The 15,561-nt window shown below is 62.1% G+C and carries 13 protein-coding genes and 2 tRNA genes; 6 read left to right on the top strand and 9 right to left on the bottom strand.

Annotated elements, in window-relative coordinates; all coding sequences use genetic code 11:
• From ACQ66J_RS11655 to ACQ66J_RS11645, 3 genes are all read right to left on the bottom strand, one after another.
• Window positions 1-1,398, bottom strand: coding sequence for a MotA/TolQ/ExbB proton channel family protein (locus tag ACQ66J_RS11655; RefSeq protein WP_375549605.1), 1,398 nt, complete (start codon window positions 1,396-1,398; stop codon window positions 1-3).
• Window positions 1,399-1,420: 22 nt separating this feature from the next.
• Window positions 1,421-2,182, bottom strand: coding sequence for a DUF3450 domain-containing protein (locus ACQ66J_RS11650; RefSeq protein WP_375549606.1), 762 nt, complete (start codon window positions 2,180-2,182; stop codon window positions 1,421-1,423).
• A gap of 572 nt (window positions 2,183-2,754) precedes the next feature.
• Window positions 2,755-2,829: transfer RNA gene (locus ACQ66J_RS11645), tRNA-Gln, on the bottom strand.
• Window positions 2,830-2,981: 152 nt separating this feature from the next.
• Between ACQ66J_RS11645 and ACQ66J_RS11640 the strand changes: the two genes are divergently transcribed.
• Together ACQ66J_RS11640 and ACQ66J_RS11635 are read left to right on the top strand one after the other, a co-directional pair.
• A tRNA-Pro gene (locus ACQ66J_RS11640) sits at window positions 2,982-3,058 on the top strand.
• 206 nt (window positions 3,059-3,264) lie between these two features.
• Entirely contained in the window at window positions 3,265-5,055 is a 1,791-nt protein-coding gene (locus ACQ66J_RS11635) for a S49 family peptidase (RefSeq protein ID WP_430431762.1), read from the top strand.
• Here ACQ66J_RS11635 and ACQ66J_RS11630 read toward each other — a convergent pair.
• Both ACQ66J_RS11630 and ACQ66J_RS11625 read right to left on the bottom strand, forming a co-directional pair.
• A complete protein-coding gene (locus ACQ66J_RS11630; protein ID WP_430431761.1) occupies window positions 5,052-6,449 on the bottom strand; it encodes a DUF3667 domain-containing protein in 1,398 nt (465 codons plus the stop codon). The two genes, ACQ66J_RS11635 and ACQ66J_RS11630, sit on opposite strands and share 4 nt — an antisense overlap.
• A gap of 22 nt (window positions 6,450-6,471) precedes the next feature.
• The gene (locus ACQ66J_RS11625; protein WP_430431760.1) at window positions 6,472-8,091 is read right to left on the bottom strand and encodes a peptide ABC transporter substrate-binding protein; all 1,620 of its coding nucleotides are present in this window, start codon (window positions 8,089-8,091) and stop codon (window positions 6,472-6,474) included.
• A 198-nt stretch (window positions 8,092-8,289) separates the two neighbouring features.
• Here ACQ66J_RS11625 and ACQ66J_RS11620 point away from each other — a divergent pair, with 198 nt between their 5' ends.
• Together ACQ66J_RS11620 and ACQ66J_RS11615 are read left to right on the top strand one after the other, a co-directional pair.
• Window positions 8,290-8,907 (top strand): hypothetical protein, encoded by a 618-nt coding sequence (locus tag ACQ66J_RS11620; RefSeq protein ID WP_375549610.1) that lies wholly within the window; start codon window positions 8,290-8,292, stop codon window positions 8,905-8,907.
• 27 nt (window positions 8,908-8,934) lie between these two features.
• The gene (locus tag ACQ66J_RS11615; protein ID WP_430431759.1) at window positions 8,935-9,693 is read left to right on the top strand and encodes a hypothetical protein; all 759 of its coding nucleotides are present in this window, start codon (window positions 8,935-8,937) and stop codon (window positions 9,691-9,693) included.
• An 82-nt stretch (window positions 9,694-9,775) separates the two neighbouring features.
• On the opposite strand, the gene ACQ66J_RS11610 is transcribed toward ACQ66J_RS11615, so the two are convergent.
• Window positions 9,776-10,681 (bottom strand): ABC transporter permease subunit, encoded by a 906-nt coding sequence (locus ACQ66J_RS11610; protein WP_375549612.1) that lies wholly within the window; start codon window positions 10,679-10,681, stop codon window positions 9,776-9,778.
• Window positions 10,681-11,613 (bottom strand): ABC transporter permease, encoded by a 933-nt coding sequence (locus ACQ66J_RS11605; RefSeq protein ID WP_375549613.1) that lies wholly within the window; start codon window positions 11,611-11,613, stop codon window positions 10,681-10,683. The genes ACQ66J_RS11610 and ACQ66J_RS11605 overlap by 1 nt, the downstream gene beginning before the upstream one ends.
• Window positions 11,614-12,079: 466 nt before the next feature.
• Here ACQ66J_RS11605 and ACQ66J_RS11600 point away from each other — a divergent pair, with 466 nt between their 5' ends.
• On the top strand, window positions 12,080-13,015 hold the full coding sequence (locus tag ACQ66J_RS11600; RefSeq protein ID WP_430431758.1) for a hypothetical protein: 936 nt from the start codon (window positions 12,080-12,082) through the stop codon (window positions 13,013-13,015).
• Window positions 13,012-13,911, top strand: a complete 900-nt coding sequence (locus ACQ66J_RS11595) for an MBL fold metallo-hydrolase (RefSeq protein ID WP_430431757.1) — start codon at window positions 13,012-13,014, stop codon at window positions 13,909-13,911. The genes ACQ66J_RS11600 and ACQ66J_RS11595 overlap by 4 nt, the downstream gene beginning before the upstream one ends.
• A gap of 12 nt (window positions 13,912-13,923) precedes the next feature.
• On the opposite strand, the gene ACQ66J_RS11590 is transcribed toward ACQ66J_RS11595, so the two are convergent.
• Both ACQ66J_RS11590 and pdxH read right to left on the bottom strand, forming a co-directional pair.
• A complete protein-coding gene (locus ACQ66J_RS11590; RefSeq protein WP_430431756.1) occupies window positions 13,924-14,745 on the bottom strand; it encodes a DUF1499 domain-containing protein in 822 nt (273 codons plus the stop codon).
• Window positions 14,746-14,807: 62 nt separating this feature from the next.
• The gene (gene pdxH / locus ACQ66J_RS11585; protein ID WP_430431755.1) at window positions 14,808-15,476 is read right to left on the bottom strand and encodes a pyridoxamine 5'-phosphate oxidase; all 669 of its coding nucleotides are present in this window, start codon (window positions 15,474-15,476) and stop codon (window positions 14,808-14,810) included.
• Window positions 15,477-15,561: the final 85 nt, after the last annotated feature.

The following is a 15,561-nucleotide window of genomic DNA, read 5'->3' as shown; positions in this document are numbered from 1 at the left end:
TTAACCTGCGGATTTCTCTTCGGCGTGACGGGCGATAATGCCTGCCGCTTGTTCTTCCAGTGCGCTCTGGGCGCCGCGAGCAAAGCTTGCAGCGAACGAGTGGATGAACAAGAGCGGGATCGCCGCGATCAGACCGGACACCGTCGTCACCAGGGCTTCGGAAATACCGCCTGCCATGATGGTGGGGTCGCCGGTGCCGAAGAGCGTGATTTGGGTGAAGGTCCGGATCATGCCGGTCACGGTGCCCAGCAGGCCGAGCAGCGGCGCGACGCCAGCCGCCAGCTTGAGGAAGTTCAGGCCGAACTCGAACTTCGGAGTCTCGCGAAGAATGGCTTCGTCGATCTTCAGTTCGATGGTTTCGGTCGGACGATCTTTCACTTCCTCATAGGCCAGCATGACGCGGCCCAGCGGGTTGGAGCTGGACGCGGTCGAACGACGCTTCTGAGCGTTGATCGCCGAGTTTACCAGCAGCAGGCTCACCAGGCGGAACAGACCAAAGGCCGCCGAGAAGATCAGCAGAGCTGCGATGATCTTGGCGACGATGCCGCCTTGCTCAAAGCGCTCGGACAGGCTCGGCACGTCGCGATAGATGCGCAGCAGGCCGCCACGGGACGGATCGACCGGACCGGAGACGATCTCGCCCGGCTCGGCGTTGATCAGGTTGGAGGCTGCGCTCAGCAGACGGGCCGGAGGCTGACGCTCCAGGTTCGCCAGACGATAGCCGGCTGCCGCGTTGTTCTCGTCAGAGGTCCACTGCACGAAGAGCGGGCCGCCGTCATTCGCCATGGCGATGAACGGACCGACGCGGGTCACGGGGACCGGGTTGCCTTCGTTCAGACCCAGCACGCGAGCGTTGAAGGTCGTGACTTCCGCCTGGCCTTCCATCTCGTTGATCATGGTCTGCCAGATGGCGTCCAGCTCGAAACGCTCCGGCAGGGTGCGGCTCTGGGCCAGTTCCTGCAGAGGTTCGGCGCGGCCCGGATACTGGGCGGACACCATGGAGGATTCGATGATCGAACCGAATTCGCCAGCCGTTTGACGCGCAGCGCCGAACAGCTCGCCGAAAGCGCCTTGAGCTTCGCGAAGCTCGGCGTCGAGCTCGGCGATTTGCTGGTCGTTGGCGTCGAACTGGGCCTGCAGACGCTCGGACTGGGCTTCCAGGGACGCCAGTTCGTTGCGGGCCTGGCTCAGCAGAGACGCCTGACGGTCACGCTCGGAGCGGAACTCTTGCAGACGGCGCTGGTTTTCCGCAGCGGCGTCGCGGCTGTCCTGACGGACCCGCTCGAGCAGCTGGGAAATGGATGTGACCGGTTCGCGGTCGGCTTGTGCGAAGGCCGGAGCCGACGCCGCACCGGCGATCAGCGAGACGGCCGCAATCGATGTAAGAATGCGTTTCATTGGTTTGCTCTCCCGTCTCACATTAACCCGCGGTCGGGCCCGGCAGCGGGGCCTCGAACACTTCCGGGGTGGTCACTTCGTTCGCGATCCGGAAGGCGCGCTGAACATTGGACGACATGGACGACGGAACCGGACGCCAGGTCTGGTTGTCGTGGGTCATGATGGCCAGATCGCCGCCAATCTGACGGATCAGGGCCACACGGCCGATCTGAAGGATGTTGGCTTCCTGGGGAACGCCGTCGACCACGACTTCTTCCGAATAGGCGTTCAGGGAACGGCCATAGGAAGATTCAATCTCGAAAGCGTTCAGCAGCAGACGATATTTCTCAGCCGGAGAGACAGCCGCCTCGCCCAGAACTTCACGAATATTGTCCAGACGCTGGGTGCGCTGGTCGATACGGAAGGGCATGTCGGACGCGATGAAGTCTTCCAGCGCGTTGAACATTTCCAGCATCATCGGCGCGAGATCGCGTTCGATGTTGCCCACGCGCTCGAGTTGGCTTTGCAGACCGGCCAGCTCGTTTTCCTGCGAGCGCAGGAACACGTTCTGTTGCGCGATGAAGACGCGCTGGGATTCGATCTGTTCGCGAACCGCCAGATATTCGCGTTCCGCGTTGTCGGCGGCGTCCGCCAGACGGTTGATCTGCTCTTGGGCCTGAGCGCCGTCCTGAGTGGACTGACGCGCCACTTCAAGCGCCCGGTCGAGCTGCGCATGCGCAGCGCCCGCGACGACGAGCGCGGCGGCGCTCGCCGCAAGCGTCGTGCGGATTCCTTTGAACGTCATGGACATATTTTGCCTCACAGTAGCCGGCGCGATCACAATGACTGCGCGCTCCGTTTCCCTCGCTTTATCGGTGCACCGATCGTCTCCGCGACGGTATCGGCCCCCCAAAAACACAAATACCGCGGCGCACCGCGCGATGACCCTGGATTACCAAGGGCCAATAATAAGTAAACGAGACCGACATCAGCGATGTCGCCCTCATCTTGCAACGCGGCGTGGTCCGCCGTCTCTATAGTTTGGACGAACGCTAGCACCGGCTGAGTTGGCCGATCAACCGCTCAAACACGAGACGCGCCGTATCCGACTGGTCCGGTCCTCTGTTCTAACGCTCAAGCATCATCGTTTTACGACGACGCCAGACATTACCGCATCTTCAGAAATAGCCTGTGAATCAAGGGCGATTTAGCGTCCGCACCGGACATCCGCGCCAATTTGAAGACGCGTCTGAAAAGCTTTCGCCATTAACTGCAATTGACCGCGTCGCAGACGTTAAGAGCCCGCGCGTGGCGCCCAGGCCACGCCGTTTCACGCTGAAATAGCGTGTTATACTTACATATCTGATGTGAAGAGTATGGCTGGGGCGCCAGGATTCGAACCTGGGAATGGCGGTACCAAAAACCGCTGCCTTACCACTTGGCGACGCCCCAACCGGGTGACCACTCGGGTCACGGGCCGCGGTAATTAGCCCGGCCCGACGCAGGATGCAACGCCCTGTGCTGCACTTTCGACAGCTGTATTCCAGCTGTGAAGATGTCATTGCCTTTTTCAGGCCCTTCGGTCTATAAGCCCGCCCTCGGTTCGGAGTATAGCTCAGCCTGGTAGAGCACTGTCTTCGGGAGGCAGGGGTCGCAGGTTCAAATCCTGCTACTCCGACCAGTTATTCCCGCCCTGTTTACAGGACATGCGCGCCCTCCTCCCGGAAGGCGCGTTTTTGTTGGCGTCAGGCCCTGTTGAGTCGCTTCCACGCCACACTCACGCGCGAACCGGCCGCTCTCATACACCCAGATATCGACCTGCCCCGCGACGCCCCTTAAGACATTGTTAGGGTTCAAGGGGGTGCGCGGCGAGGCCGTGCGAAGCATATGAAACAATTCTGGCTGACATTTTTCGGGTCCATCGCCGGCGTGATCGCCGGTGCGATTCTGTGTGTGGTGTTTTTGATCTTTCTGATCGGCGGCCTGATCGGCGCGGCTCTGGAGTCCGCAGCCACGTCAGACGCCCCTGTCCTGCCGGGGCGCGCGATGGTGCTTGAGCTTGATCTCAGAACGCCGCGCCTGGACCAACCCTCGTCCTCTCCGTTCGCCTTCGCCGAACCGCTGTCCATCGTAGAGCTGTCCCAAGCGCTGGAGCGCGCGCGCACGGATTCGCGCGTGGCCGCCGTTTTCGTACGGGCCAACACAGTCAGCCTGCCCGCAGCCCAGGCCGAACAGATTCACGCCCTGCTGGCCCGCGTCTCCGCAGCCGGCAAACCCGTCATCGCCCATGCCCAGGGGTTTGAGGGCGGTTCGGTGCTGCCCTACTTCGCCGTGGGCGGCGCAGACGAGATCTGGATGCAGGACAGCGCCAGCTTCACCGCCGTGGGCCTCAGCGTTGAAACCCTGTTTCTGGGGGGGATGTTTGAACGCTTCGGCGTGCAGCCGCAATTCGTCCAGTTTCATGAATTCAAGAACGCCGCCGATACTCTGACCCAGACCGGCTATACCGAGGCCCACCGTGAAGCCACGTTAAGCTGGCTGGGCTCGATCCATGACACGGCGCTCGCCGCCATCGCCCGCTCACGCGGCGCTGATCCCGCGCGCTTGCGCGAGCTTGTGGAGGCGGGTCCCTATTCCGCTGAGCAGGCGCTCGATCTGGGCCTGGTGGACCGTTTGGGGCATGTGGCCGCCGCCCGCCAGAGCGTGCTTGATCGCGCCGGCCCCAATGCGCGGCTTGTCGACATCGCCCTCTATCACAGACAACCCGCCAGCCCGGCCCCCGCGCAAGCGCCCGTCATCGCCCTGGTTGAAGCGCAGGGCGGCATCGTCACCGGCGCATCCGACAGCGGGCTGGGCGGGCCGGTCATCGGCGGCGACACCCTGGCCGACGCCATCGACGCCGCCGCGCGCGACAGCGCCGTTCGCGCCATCATCCTGCGCATTGATTCGCCCGGCGGATCCGCTATTGCGTCTGATCAGATCTGGGATGCGGTAATGCGAGCCCGCCAGGCGGGCAAGCCTGTCATCGCCTCGATGGGGGCGACGGCGGCGTCGGGCGGCTATTACATCGCCGCCCCCGCTGACCGGATCATCGCCCAGGCCACAACCCTGACCGGCTCGATCGGCATGTATGGCGGCAAGCTGGTGGCCGATGAGGCCCTGAGCCGGCTGGGGCTCAATCTTGATCCGCTTTATGTGGGCGGCGAATTCACGCTGGCCCAATCACCCGCCCAATCCTGGTCCGAAACACAAGCCGCCGATTACGCCCGGCTGGCCGAAGACGTGTATGAGGACTTCACCCTCAAAGTGTCCGAAGGCCGCGACATGCCGCTGGCGCGCATCCAGCAGATCGCCCGCGGTCGGGTCTGGACAGGCGCGCAAGCGCTGGAGCTGGGCCTGGTGGACGAGCTGGGCGGGTTTGACGCCGCCCTTGCCTCGGCACGCGCACTGGCCGGGCTGAGCGAGACCCAGCGCATCCGCCTGCAGCGTTTCCCGGCGCGGCCTGAGGGTCTTGAAGCCTTGCAGGCATTGTTCGGGGTCAGCCTGGACACGGTGCAGAGCGCGCAGGCGCTCAACCAGCTGCTGCAAACGCCCCAAGCTCAGGCGCTCTTGCGTCAGCAGGCCCGGTTACGCGCTCAGGGGGCGGATCTGACAGCACCCGCCGAACAACCGCACTAACCGATAATCGCGCCCAGCATGAAGACCGCAAACACGCCTAGAAGCAGAACGAAGCCGTATAGAACCGAGAGCGTCAGTGTGCGCACGACGGACTGGAACCGGCCCCGCTCATAGACGTTGCGATGCAGCTTGTAGAGATACAGGTTGGAATACACGATCATCGCCAGGGTCGCCCAGCCCGCGCCGATCAGCAGACCCGCCTTGCTCAGGATCGCCATGGACAGAAACAGCGCCGCGTGAAAATGCAGCGAGACGATCATATGATCGTAGAGATAAAAGCCCCGCCGCCACACATAGACCAGGCCCAGCAGCAAGGCGTAGACCGGCACCATGGCGAACATGACCCGGGGGACCCAGTCCGCCGCCGAGTCCAGCCAGTCGCCCGGATCTTCAGCGACGTTCGCGAAACGCTCGCCCAGATAGCGGCGCATTTCCAGCGGCCAGATGGTTTGCGGCGCAGGCTCGCCGAAATCCTCAGGCGCAAAGAACTGACGGATATTGTTGCCCGAGACATTGCTTTGATAGGGATCAAAGTCCGAGGTCTCGCCATCCGGCGTCGCCATAATTCCAGTGATAAAGGGGGTGGCGGCGCTTGTCTCAGCAAGTGGCGCCTCCAGCTTGTCGGCCACGCCCGTCGCCGGCGCCTCGACCGCAGGCAAGCTAAAGTCTGCAGCGGCGATCTTGTCAGGATTGGTCGGCGTCTCTGAGCCCTGAAGCCTCTTCGGCCCCAGCGGCGTCAGGTGAAAAACCGCGCCGGAATCAGTATCTGTGACCAGCGCATCTTGCGCCTCGGGGTCACGTCCTGTTGAGAAGCCGATGCGTTCCAGAGCCTGCAGCGCGTACTCGGCCTCCTCTTCGGTCATGGCCCCGGCTGCGACCTGCTCCTCGATTTCAAGCCGGGCGGCTGACAAGTCCACACCGTTCGGCTCATAATTATTCCACCCTTCCTGCATGCCGTCCGCCATATCCCCCAGATTTCCGCTCAGCGGAACCAGCAAGAAGAACAAAAGCGACGCGATGATGTAGAGGCGGAAGGGCGGCATGTACCGCATCCGCTTGCCTTTCAGGAAAGCGCGCGTGACGCGTCCCGGAAACAGCAAAAGAGCCGGAAGGGTGCGGGCGACCCGCCCGTCCAGCGCCAACAACCCCTCGATGACTTCTGAAAACAAGCCATGGACCGGCCGGTGATATTCATCATCGACCTGCCCGCACATATGGCAGACCGGACCTTCGAGCTTGGTCTCGCAATTGGCGCACACGCCCTCTGGCGTATCCGCGCGAAGAACCGCCGGGCGCGAAGGCTTGCGACGTGTTGATCCCCGGCCCGCCGCCACGCCCATCGCAATGGCGTGATCAGTGACGGCCTGCGCCGCGGGATCAAAATTATCGCTCACCCTCGCCCCCGTCAGGTCTCGATCAGTCGGTCTCGGCCATGCACAGATAGCGCGTACGGTGGATGTGGGTGAGATTGTCTTCCCATCCGGTCACAGCCGGGTTCACCAGCGCTTTGTTCACGTAATAGACCAGCGGCATGTACGGGCTGTCATCGAGCAGGATCTGCTCGGCGTCAGACAACAGATCCCCGCGTTCTTCCGCATCCAGCGTCCGGTTCGCCTGTTCCACCAGCGCGTCGTATTCAGGGTTGGACCAGCGCGAATAGTTCATGGGCACGGAGTCAGTCTCGCCCAGGAAGAGGAAGTTGTAGGCGTCATTATAATCGCCGATCCAGCCGCCATCGCCGAGGCTAAAATCGCCTGCACGCAAATTGGCGTAATGGATCTGGGTCTCGATGCCGACGATCTCAGGCTGCACCCAGTCTGCGATCAGCGACCAGTCTTGCTGCACCACCGGCGCCACGCGCGGATTATCGCCCGTAGTGCGGTGCGAATATTCAAACCGCAGCGGATTGTCAGGGCCATAGCCGGCCTCGATCAGCATCTCGCGCGCCATTTCGCGGCGCTCTTCCACTGACACATCTTCCCAGGTGACGCGCGCATCGCTGGGATAGGCGTTCACGCCCGGCGGAACAAAGCTATAGGCCGGAATCTGACCGGCGCGCAGAATGTCTGTGGCGATGAACTCACGATCCACAGCCATGGAGAGCGCATTGCGCACGCGCGGATCGTCAAACGGCGCTTCGGTGGTGTTGAACGCGAAATACACAATGCCGAGATAGGGGTGCACCCGCACATAGTCGGGAATTTCACGGCGCAGGAAGTCGAGATTCTGACCCGCGAAATCAACGTTCAGGTCCAGCTCGCCATTCCGCACACGGCGCTCGGCGGCGGGGTTGTCCACGGTGGGGTAATAGAACACTTCGTCCACGCAGACATTTTCATTGTCCCAGAACAATTCATTGCGTTCAGACAGGACGAAATCGTTCGCGCGCCAGTTCACCAGCTTGTACGGGCCGTTCGTCACAATGTTCTGCGGCTGGACCCAAGCGTCGCCATACTGCTCCACCACGTGCTGGGGCACGGGGAAGGTGGTGTAGTGCGTCAGAAGGCCGGGCAGATACGGGGCGGGGAATTCCAGATCAATGCGCAAGGTTTGTGCGTCGATCGCGGTGACGCCCAGCTCTTCAGGCGGCAGCTCGCCCGCATTGACCTGACGCGCATTGCGGATCGGATAGAGCAGCGAGGCGTAGTTCGCCAGAGTCGCCGGATCCAGAATGCGGCGAAAGGCGTATTCGAAATCTTCCGCCGTCACCGGTTCCCCATCGCTCCACACCGCTTCGCGCAAGGTGAAGGTCCAGCTCATCCCGTCTTCGGTGACGCTCCAATCGGTCGCCATGCCCGGAATGGGCTCGGCCTCAGCGTTCTCGGTGAACAGACCGATGAACATGTCGCCGATGATATTGTTTTCCCATGTGCCCGAGGCTTTGTGCGGATCAAGCGTCAGCGGCTCTGCGCCGTTGCCGCGATGCAAGACCACGCCGTCACTATCGGCGCTGTCGCCGCCCCCTCCGCATGCTGTCAGCGCCAGCGCCGATGCGCCAGCCATGAGAAGAAGGCTCAGTCGTCGAGTGATGGTCATTATGATCAGGCTCCCCAGTGATCGGTTATCGCTTCTGCGTGCTAGTTATGGCGTCTCTCAGCATCATCTCTCATAAATGATGGTGAGCCTACCTGCCTTACCCGGATAATTCACCGGGTGATGAAAGCGTTATGGTTGACGTGATCTTAATTTCCTAGGGAAATGGGTGAGAATTCAAGTGAAAATCGGACATATGACATGCAACTGAGATCCCTTGCCGCTGTGATAGCAGTGTTGGGGGCGAGCGCGCCCTCCCTGGCGCAGGACGCGCAAAGCGAGCCTGAAACGCTGAATCGCTTGCTCGCCTGCCGCGCATTGAGCGACGACGCCGCCCGCCTGGCCTGTCAGGACGAACACCTGGCCGTTCTGGCCCAGGCTACCGAATCAGGACGGATCGTCGTCGTCGAACGCCGCGCCCTGCGCGAAGTGGAGCGCGCGAGCTTCGGGCTGAACCTGCCGAGCGTCGGACGGCTGGGGGGCATCTTGCGCCGCAATGAAGCTGACGAGGCGGCGGCCGTCGCCGAGGTCGAGACGCTCGAGGACGGCTCCACCGCCACCTATGACGCCAGCGGGGCGCTTGAAAGCCTGGTCGGCGTGCCAGTGTCAGATGTGTCTTTGCGCAATGGCATGCTGCGGGTGACGCTCAGCAATGGGCAGGTCTGGGATCAGACTGACTCCACACGCTTGCCTCGCATTTCGAGCCGCGCCCTGCGCGATGGCGTGAGAGCAGATATCGAAACGGGTGTTCTGGGCGCGCATTTTCTGCGTCTGAGCAATCATCCCAGCCGCCGATTCCGCGCCGAGCGCGTCCAATAAGTCTGACTCGAAACTGGAGTACATTCGATGTTCATGCCCAAATCCAAAACCGCACTCGCCCATTTGGGCGCGTGCGCGTTCTTTATCGCTCCGGCGTTTGGCCAGACCACCAATGCCGAAGCCCCTCTGCGGGCCGTCGTGGAATGCCGGGCTCTGGAAAATAGCGCAGACCGCCTGGCCTGTTTTGACAGAACCTCGGCTGTTCTCGAAAGCAGTCTGGATACCGGTGCGGTTCTGGCGGTCACCCGCGAAGATGTCGACACCGCGGAACGGGACTCATTCGGGCTGTCACTGCCCAATATCGGCGCACTCGCCCGCTCGCTGACCTCGCCTGGACAGAATGAGGCGCTGGCGGATCTGAGCCCCGAAACAGCTGACGCTGCAGTCGCCGCAGACAACACAGAAACGGCAGACACAGTTGAGACCGCCGACGCTCAGAGCACACAGACAGCTCAGGCTTCTGCAGAGCCGCAAACGCGCGAAGAGGTGCTGGCGCGAGCAGACACCCTCGCCGCCTCCCGGTCTGGCGTCGAGGTCCAGGAACGCGGACGGGATGGACGTGCGATCAAGGTCATCATGGAAATCGAGCGCTATCAGGAGTTCAACTACCAGCAGGGGCGCTTTTACATGACAAACGGGCAGGTCTGGGAGCAGACCCGGGCCCAGAGCCACCGGATGCCGTCGCGCGGCGTGGCCCATGCCCATATTCGCCGTACATCGACCGGCATTCACCTGCTGCGGATCAATGATCGCGGCACTGCGATCCAGGTCCGGCGGACGCGATAACCCGCGATTAGCCCGAACAGAACCCTGAAATGAAAGATGGCGCTGAAATCAGCGCCATCTTTTTTTGGGGGGGCGACTGCGGTTAGCGATCCTTTGGATCGATGGCGTCCCGCAAGCCGTCGCCAATGAAGTTGAAGCAGAACAAGGTCAGCATCATGGTCAGCGCCGGGAAGATCAGCGTCCAGGGCGCGATCTCCATATCGCGCGCGCCATTGGAGATCAGATTGCCCAGCGAAGTCAGCGGCTCCTGCACCCCGAGCCCCAGGAAGCTGAGGAAGCTTTCCGCCAGGATCACAACTGGAATGGTCAGCGTCACATAGACCACCACCGGACCCAGCACATTGGGCACGATATGGCGGCGGATGATCGACAGTTGCGACACGCCGGCGGCGTGAGCGGCCTCAACGAACTCCATATTCTTCAGCGAGATCGTCTGACCGCGCACGATGCGCGCCATGGTCAGCCATTCCACCGCCCCGATGGCGACGAAGATCAAGATGATGTTCCGACCGAACACCACCATCAAGATGATGACGAAGAAGATGAAGGGCAGCGAGTACAGAACATCCACGACCCGCATCATCAGCTGGTCGATCCGTCCGCCCAGAAAGCCGGCCACAGCGCCCCAGGTCACCCCGATGATCAGGGAGACGAAGGTCGCCACCACGCCCACCATCAAGGACATGCGCAAGCCCACCAGCACCCGCGCGAACAGGTCGCGCCCCTGAGCGTCGGTGCCAAAGATATGCAGATCGGTGAAGGTCGGCCCGATCTGGACCTTGTCACGATAGATGAACGTGCTGTCGTGCACCCACAGGAGCGGGCCGATCAGGGCCAGGAAGACCAGAAGCCCCAGCACAATCAAGCTGGCCACGGCGGCCTTGTTGCGCAGAAGGCGCGTGCGCGCATCATCCCAGAGCGAGCGACCCTTGACGGCGCTCTGCTCCATGAGCTCGGCTTTTTCTTGCGGCGTGGAGGTCAGAACCATCAGTCGAACTTCACTTTAGGATTGAGCACGGCGTACAGCAGATCCGCGACCAGATTGAGCGCGATGATCAGGCCGGCGTACAGGATCACCACGCCCATCACGACGGTATAGTCGCGCTGGAGCGCCGCAAACACGAACTGTCGTCCGACGCCCGGAAGCGAGAAGACCTGCTCGATCACGATGGACCCCGTCAGCAGAGCGGCGGTGGCCGGCCCCAGATAGCTGACCAGCGGCAGGATCGCGGCGCGCAGGGCGTGCCGGCTGATCACAGCGAACGGGCTCAGCCCCTTGGCGCGCGCCGTGCGGATGAAGTTGGAGCGGATCACCTCGATCATGCTCGCCCGCATCAGGCGCGAAATGATGGCGATCTGCGGCAGAGCCAGGGTGATCACCGGCAGGATCATGCGCTCGACGGTCATGCCGTGTCGCGGATCGAGCCCGCCTGACGGCAGCCAGCCCAGATAGATCCCGATCACCAGCGCCAGTATCGGCCCCACCACAAAGGGCGGGATGACGATCCCCACTGTGGCGAACCCGACCACCCCGTAATCGACGGCCGTATTTTGCCTGAGCGCGGCAATCGATCCCAATATCGTCCCGATAAACACCGCCAGCCCCATGGACAACAGGCCCACAGTGGCGGAGACCGGAAAGCCTTCAGCGATGATCTGGGAGACAGACTTGTCGCGGAATTTCAGCGATGGGCCGAGATCAAATTGCGCCAGGTCGACCAGATAGTCGAGATATTGCTTGGCCACCGGCTGGTCCATGCCATAGCTCGCCAGCAGGTTCTGGCGGGTTTGTTCAGGCATGGGGCGTTCAAGATCGAACGGTCCGCCCGGCGCGAAACGCATCATGAAAAACGCCAGCGTGATGATCACCAGCAGTGTGGGGATCGCGACGAGTATGCGGCGGGCGATATAACCGATCATGGGGCGCTTTTTGACATCTGTATGAAGTCCGCTTTGTGAGGGTTACACAGTACAGGATCAAGGACGACCCGCAGTGAGCCCCAAATCGGACGTGAATTCAACAAGTTCTAGGTGCGTTGTCTCAAAATGGGTCAATCTTTGTCCGGACTTTGAGCGCGTTCAGCGTGCATCCCAGAAGAGATATCCACACCCGCATGAATAGGAACTGAGCGCTGGCTGACCGTCTGCGGCTGTGTTTGCGCACCGCTCAGGCCCGCTTTCAGACAGCCGATCAGGACCGCCGCCATCAGCAGTAATCTGACACGTCGGCTGACAAAGACGCTGGCCGCGTTCAATCGAGTCATAACGCTCCCCATGCTGGCGTACACGAATGTGTGACGCAAAAAGCGCGCCGCTGTGATCGAGCGTGAATTGCGCCAGACCGAAGGGCGGGTATCGTGTAACCGTATCAAGGATGGGCAGAGCAATGACGACGACCGCGTGGTGGCGCGATTTCCAGCTTGAGGGCAATGTGGTGCAAGTTCGCAAGACCGGCGCCCGCATCCCCCTTGATTTCGGGATCGTGACCGAAACCCTGTCCTGGATGGGCTATCATGCGCGTATCGAACTGGAACGGCGTCGCATCAGGGCGGACGGTCCGCGTATCTGGTTCACGCCTGATCGGCCGCGGCCCTGGTATCTGATCTGGCCGGTGGTCCAGCTCGCGGGTCTGCGAATCGCGGACCAGCCTGAAGACGCCGACCTGCAGTTCCATTTTGAAGACCTGACGACGGTCACGCCTGCCCGCGAGAGCAGCAGCCTGGACATCAACGCCGCCTGCGCCGACACGTCCAAATCCGAAGTCGCACGCGTCTTTGAACAGGTCAGCGGCCGGGCGCTGGCGGTCAATTCAGAGGAATGGAGCGGCGAGATGGTCGCCAAGTCCGAGTTGAACGGCGCCCATGACGGCCGGATTCTGACCGGCCCGGTCCGCCCTGAGCCCGGCATCGCCTATCAACGCCTGATCGATAACAGCGCTGATGACGGCTGTGTCGAGGATTTGCGCTGCCCCACGGTGAATGGCGAACTCAGCGTGGTGTTCTTGAAGCGCCGCCCCCTCCCCGACCGGTTCGCCAATCACAACAGCGAAGTGCGTTTGCTCGATCCCGATACGGTGTTCAGCGCAGAGGAGCGCGCGCTGATCCGCACCTTCTGCCGCGCCATGGCGCTCGACTGGGGCGGGCTGGACGTGCTGCGCGACCGCCGGACGGGTGAGATCTGGATCGTGGATGTGAACAAGACCGATATGGGGCCGCCGATCGCCCTGCCCCTGAAAGACCAAATGACTGCGACCCGCAAACTGGCCCATGCCTTGCGCGCCAATGTGGACGCCCGCCTGACCCCTGTGGAGACTTCGTCATGAGCGCCATCCCTTTCGTTCGAGAGTTCGACTTCGACTATGGGCGTTGCGATCAGATGAGCCCGCGTATCCGCCGGGTGATCGCGCCCAATCCGGGCAGTTTCACCTTCACAGGCACCGGCGTGTTCATCATCGGCACAGGCGAGGTGGCGGTCCTGGATCCCGGCCCCGCCCTGCCCGAACATGAAGCGGCGCTCGACGCCGCGCTCGACGGTGAGCGGGTCAGTCATGTCTTCGTCACCCATCACCATCTCGACCATTCCCCCCTCGCCCATACGCTGGCGCAAAAACATGGCTGCCAGGTCTATGGCCGCATGCCGCGCGTGACCGAGCCTGAAGGCGGCGAAGTGCGCATGGAGGCGGGCGATGATCTGGGCTTCCAGCCCGATGTGCAGATCGAGGACGGCGCCCAGTTCACCGGGCCGGACTGGACGCTGACCGCGCTTCATACGCCGGGGCACACCTCCAACCATGTGTGCTATGCGCTCAAGGAGGAGAACGCCCTGTTCTCAGGCGATCATGTGATGGGCTGGTCCACCTCGGTGGTCAGCCCGCCAGACGGATCGATGCGGGATTATCTGGCGCAGCTCAAACGCGTTCAGGCGCTAAACTTTGAAACCATCTGGCCCACCCACGGCCCCCAGATCACTGAGCCCCAGCCTTTTCTGGACGCCTATATCGCCCATCGTGAAAACCGCGAGGCGCAAGTGCTGGCCCAGCTTCAGGATGGTCAGGACACGATCAAGGCGATGGTCGCGGTGATGTATGCCGACGTGGACAAGCGCTTGCATCCCGCCGCCGCGCATTCCGTGCTGGCGCACATGATCCATCTGGTGGAGCAGGGCAAGGCCGTGTGCGAGGGCGCGCCCGGGCTCGACACCCGCTACGCCCTCGCTTGAGGGGCCTGACGCTTAGGCGCCTTCGCCCAGCGAAGCGCGCAAACGCTCTTCAAACCGGCTGATCCGCGCTGCATTGGCGCCCAGATCAGACACGCCGACCCGGCTGACAGAGCGTGCGTCAATGCGCGAACCGCCCTCCTCCAGCGCAGTCACACGCACCACCACATCATCTTTGAACCCGTACCAGAATGTGGTGTCGGTCGCTTCGAACATGCCCGCGCTTTCGGACTCGGTGCCGATTTTCCAGCCAAGATCGCGCGCTGTATTGAGCGCCGCCTGATAAGCGAGCTCTGGCTCGACACCGACGATGATCGGCTGGATGTCGGGATAGGCTTCGGCCTGAACTTCCGGCAGCGGGCGCTCAGAGCGCGGATCAATCTTGGAGGCGTAATCCACTGAATTGGCGTCCGGACCGCGACGGTCGATCAGTGCGTCGGAGAATTGCGGCGGGTTCTGAGTGTCCGTGCTGATGTCATGGATCGGCGGGATCTGACCGGCCATTTCACGCACCGACGCCGCATAGCCCAATCCGCCCGCCCCGACGGCGATCGCCAGCACCGCTGCGATCCAGCCGCCTGCGCCCGGCGCATTGGCTTTGCCGAACGCAATACGATAGGCGATCAGCAAGATCAGGCTGATGACGCCCGCGCCCAGCGCCGCAAACAGAAGATTGGGGCCCCAGCCAAACGTCATCTGGAGCAGACCAAACGAGTAACCCCAAAACCCGAACCGGGTCCCCAGACCCGCCGCAGCGAACCAGAGCGGCGTGATGATGGCCAGCGCCGCCGTGAGGCCGATCACAATATGCCGAAGTGTGCGGAATGCCGAAATCATGACCAAGCCCCGATCGCCCTGAGAAAAACGCCCTTCCAGTGTAGTCCGGGCGCGTTGCAGTTTTAAGGATAGAGTCGGCTCACTGACCAGCTTTCATTCGCCTGTGGCCGTTCGAACACCATTCGGTCATGCAGACGAAACGCTCGATCGCGCCAGAATTCAATACGATGGGGCTCAAGCCGGAAGCCGGTCCAGTTCTCGGGCCGCGGAATCTCGCCGATATTGAATTTGGCGGCATATTTCGCCACAGACTTTTCAAGCGCGAACCGGCTTTCAAGCTTATGGGATTGTTTGGACGCCCAGGCGCCGATGCGGCTGTCGCGGGCGCGGGAGTTGAAATACGCGTCCGCCTCTTCCACGCTGACCTGACTGATCGGCCCGCGCACGCGCACCTGCCGACGCAGGCTTTTCCAGTGAAAACACATGGCCGCATTCGGATTGGCGCCAAGCTGCAAGCCCTTGATGCTGTCGGTGTTGGTGTAAAACACGAAGCCACGCGCATCGAAGCCTTTCAGAAGCACCATTCGCACGTCCGGCGCGCCATCCGCATCCGCCGTGGCCAACGCGACGGCGTTGGGATCGTTGGGTTCTTTCTTCTTCGCGTCTTCAAGCCAGTGCTCGAACAGAGCGAAGGGGTCCTCACGCGCGAAGATGTCTTCGGGCGGGTTGGCTTCGGACTTTTCATAGTCTTGCTGGCTGGGGCTGGGCGGAATGACTGACTTGTCGCTCATAAGACGTCTCCTGACGGCCCCGACGGGCATTGAGACCTCTCACCTAGTCAGCTTCGCGAGCAGGTCAACGATTCGACAATAAAAC

The organism is Oceanicaulis sp., assembly GCF_965284345.1.
In the GTDB taxonomy this organism is placed as follows: Bacteria; Pseudomonadota; Alphaproteobacteria; order Caulobacterales; family Maricaulaceae; genus Oceanicaulis; species Oceanicaulis alexandrii_A.
This window is presented reverse-complemented; position numbering and strand designations above follow the sequence as displayed.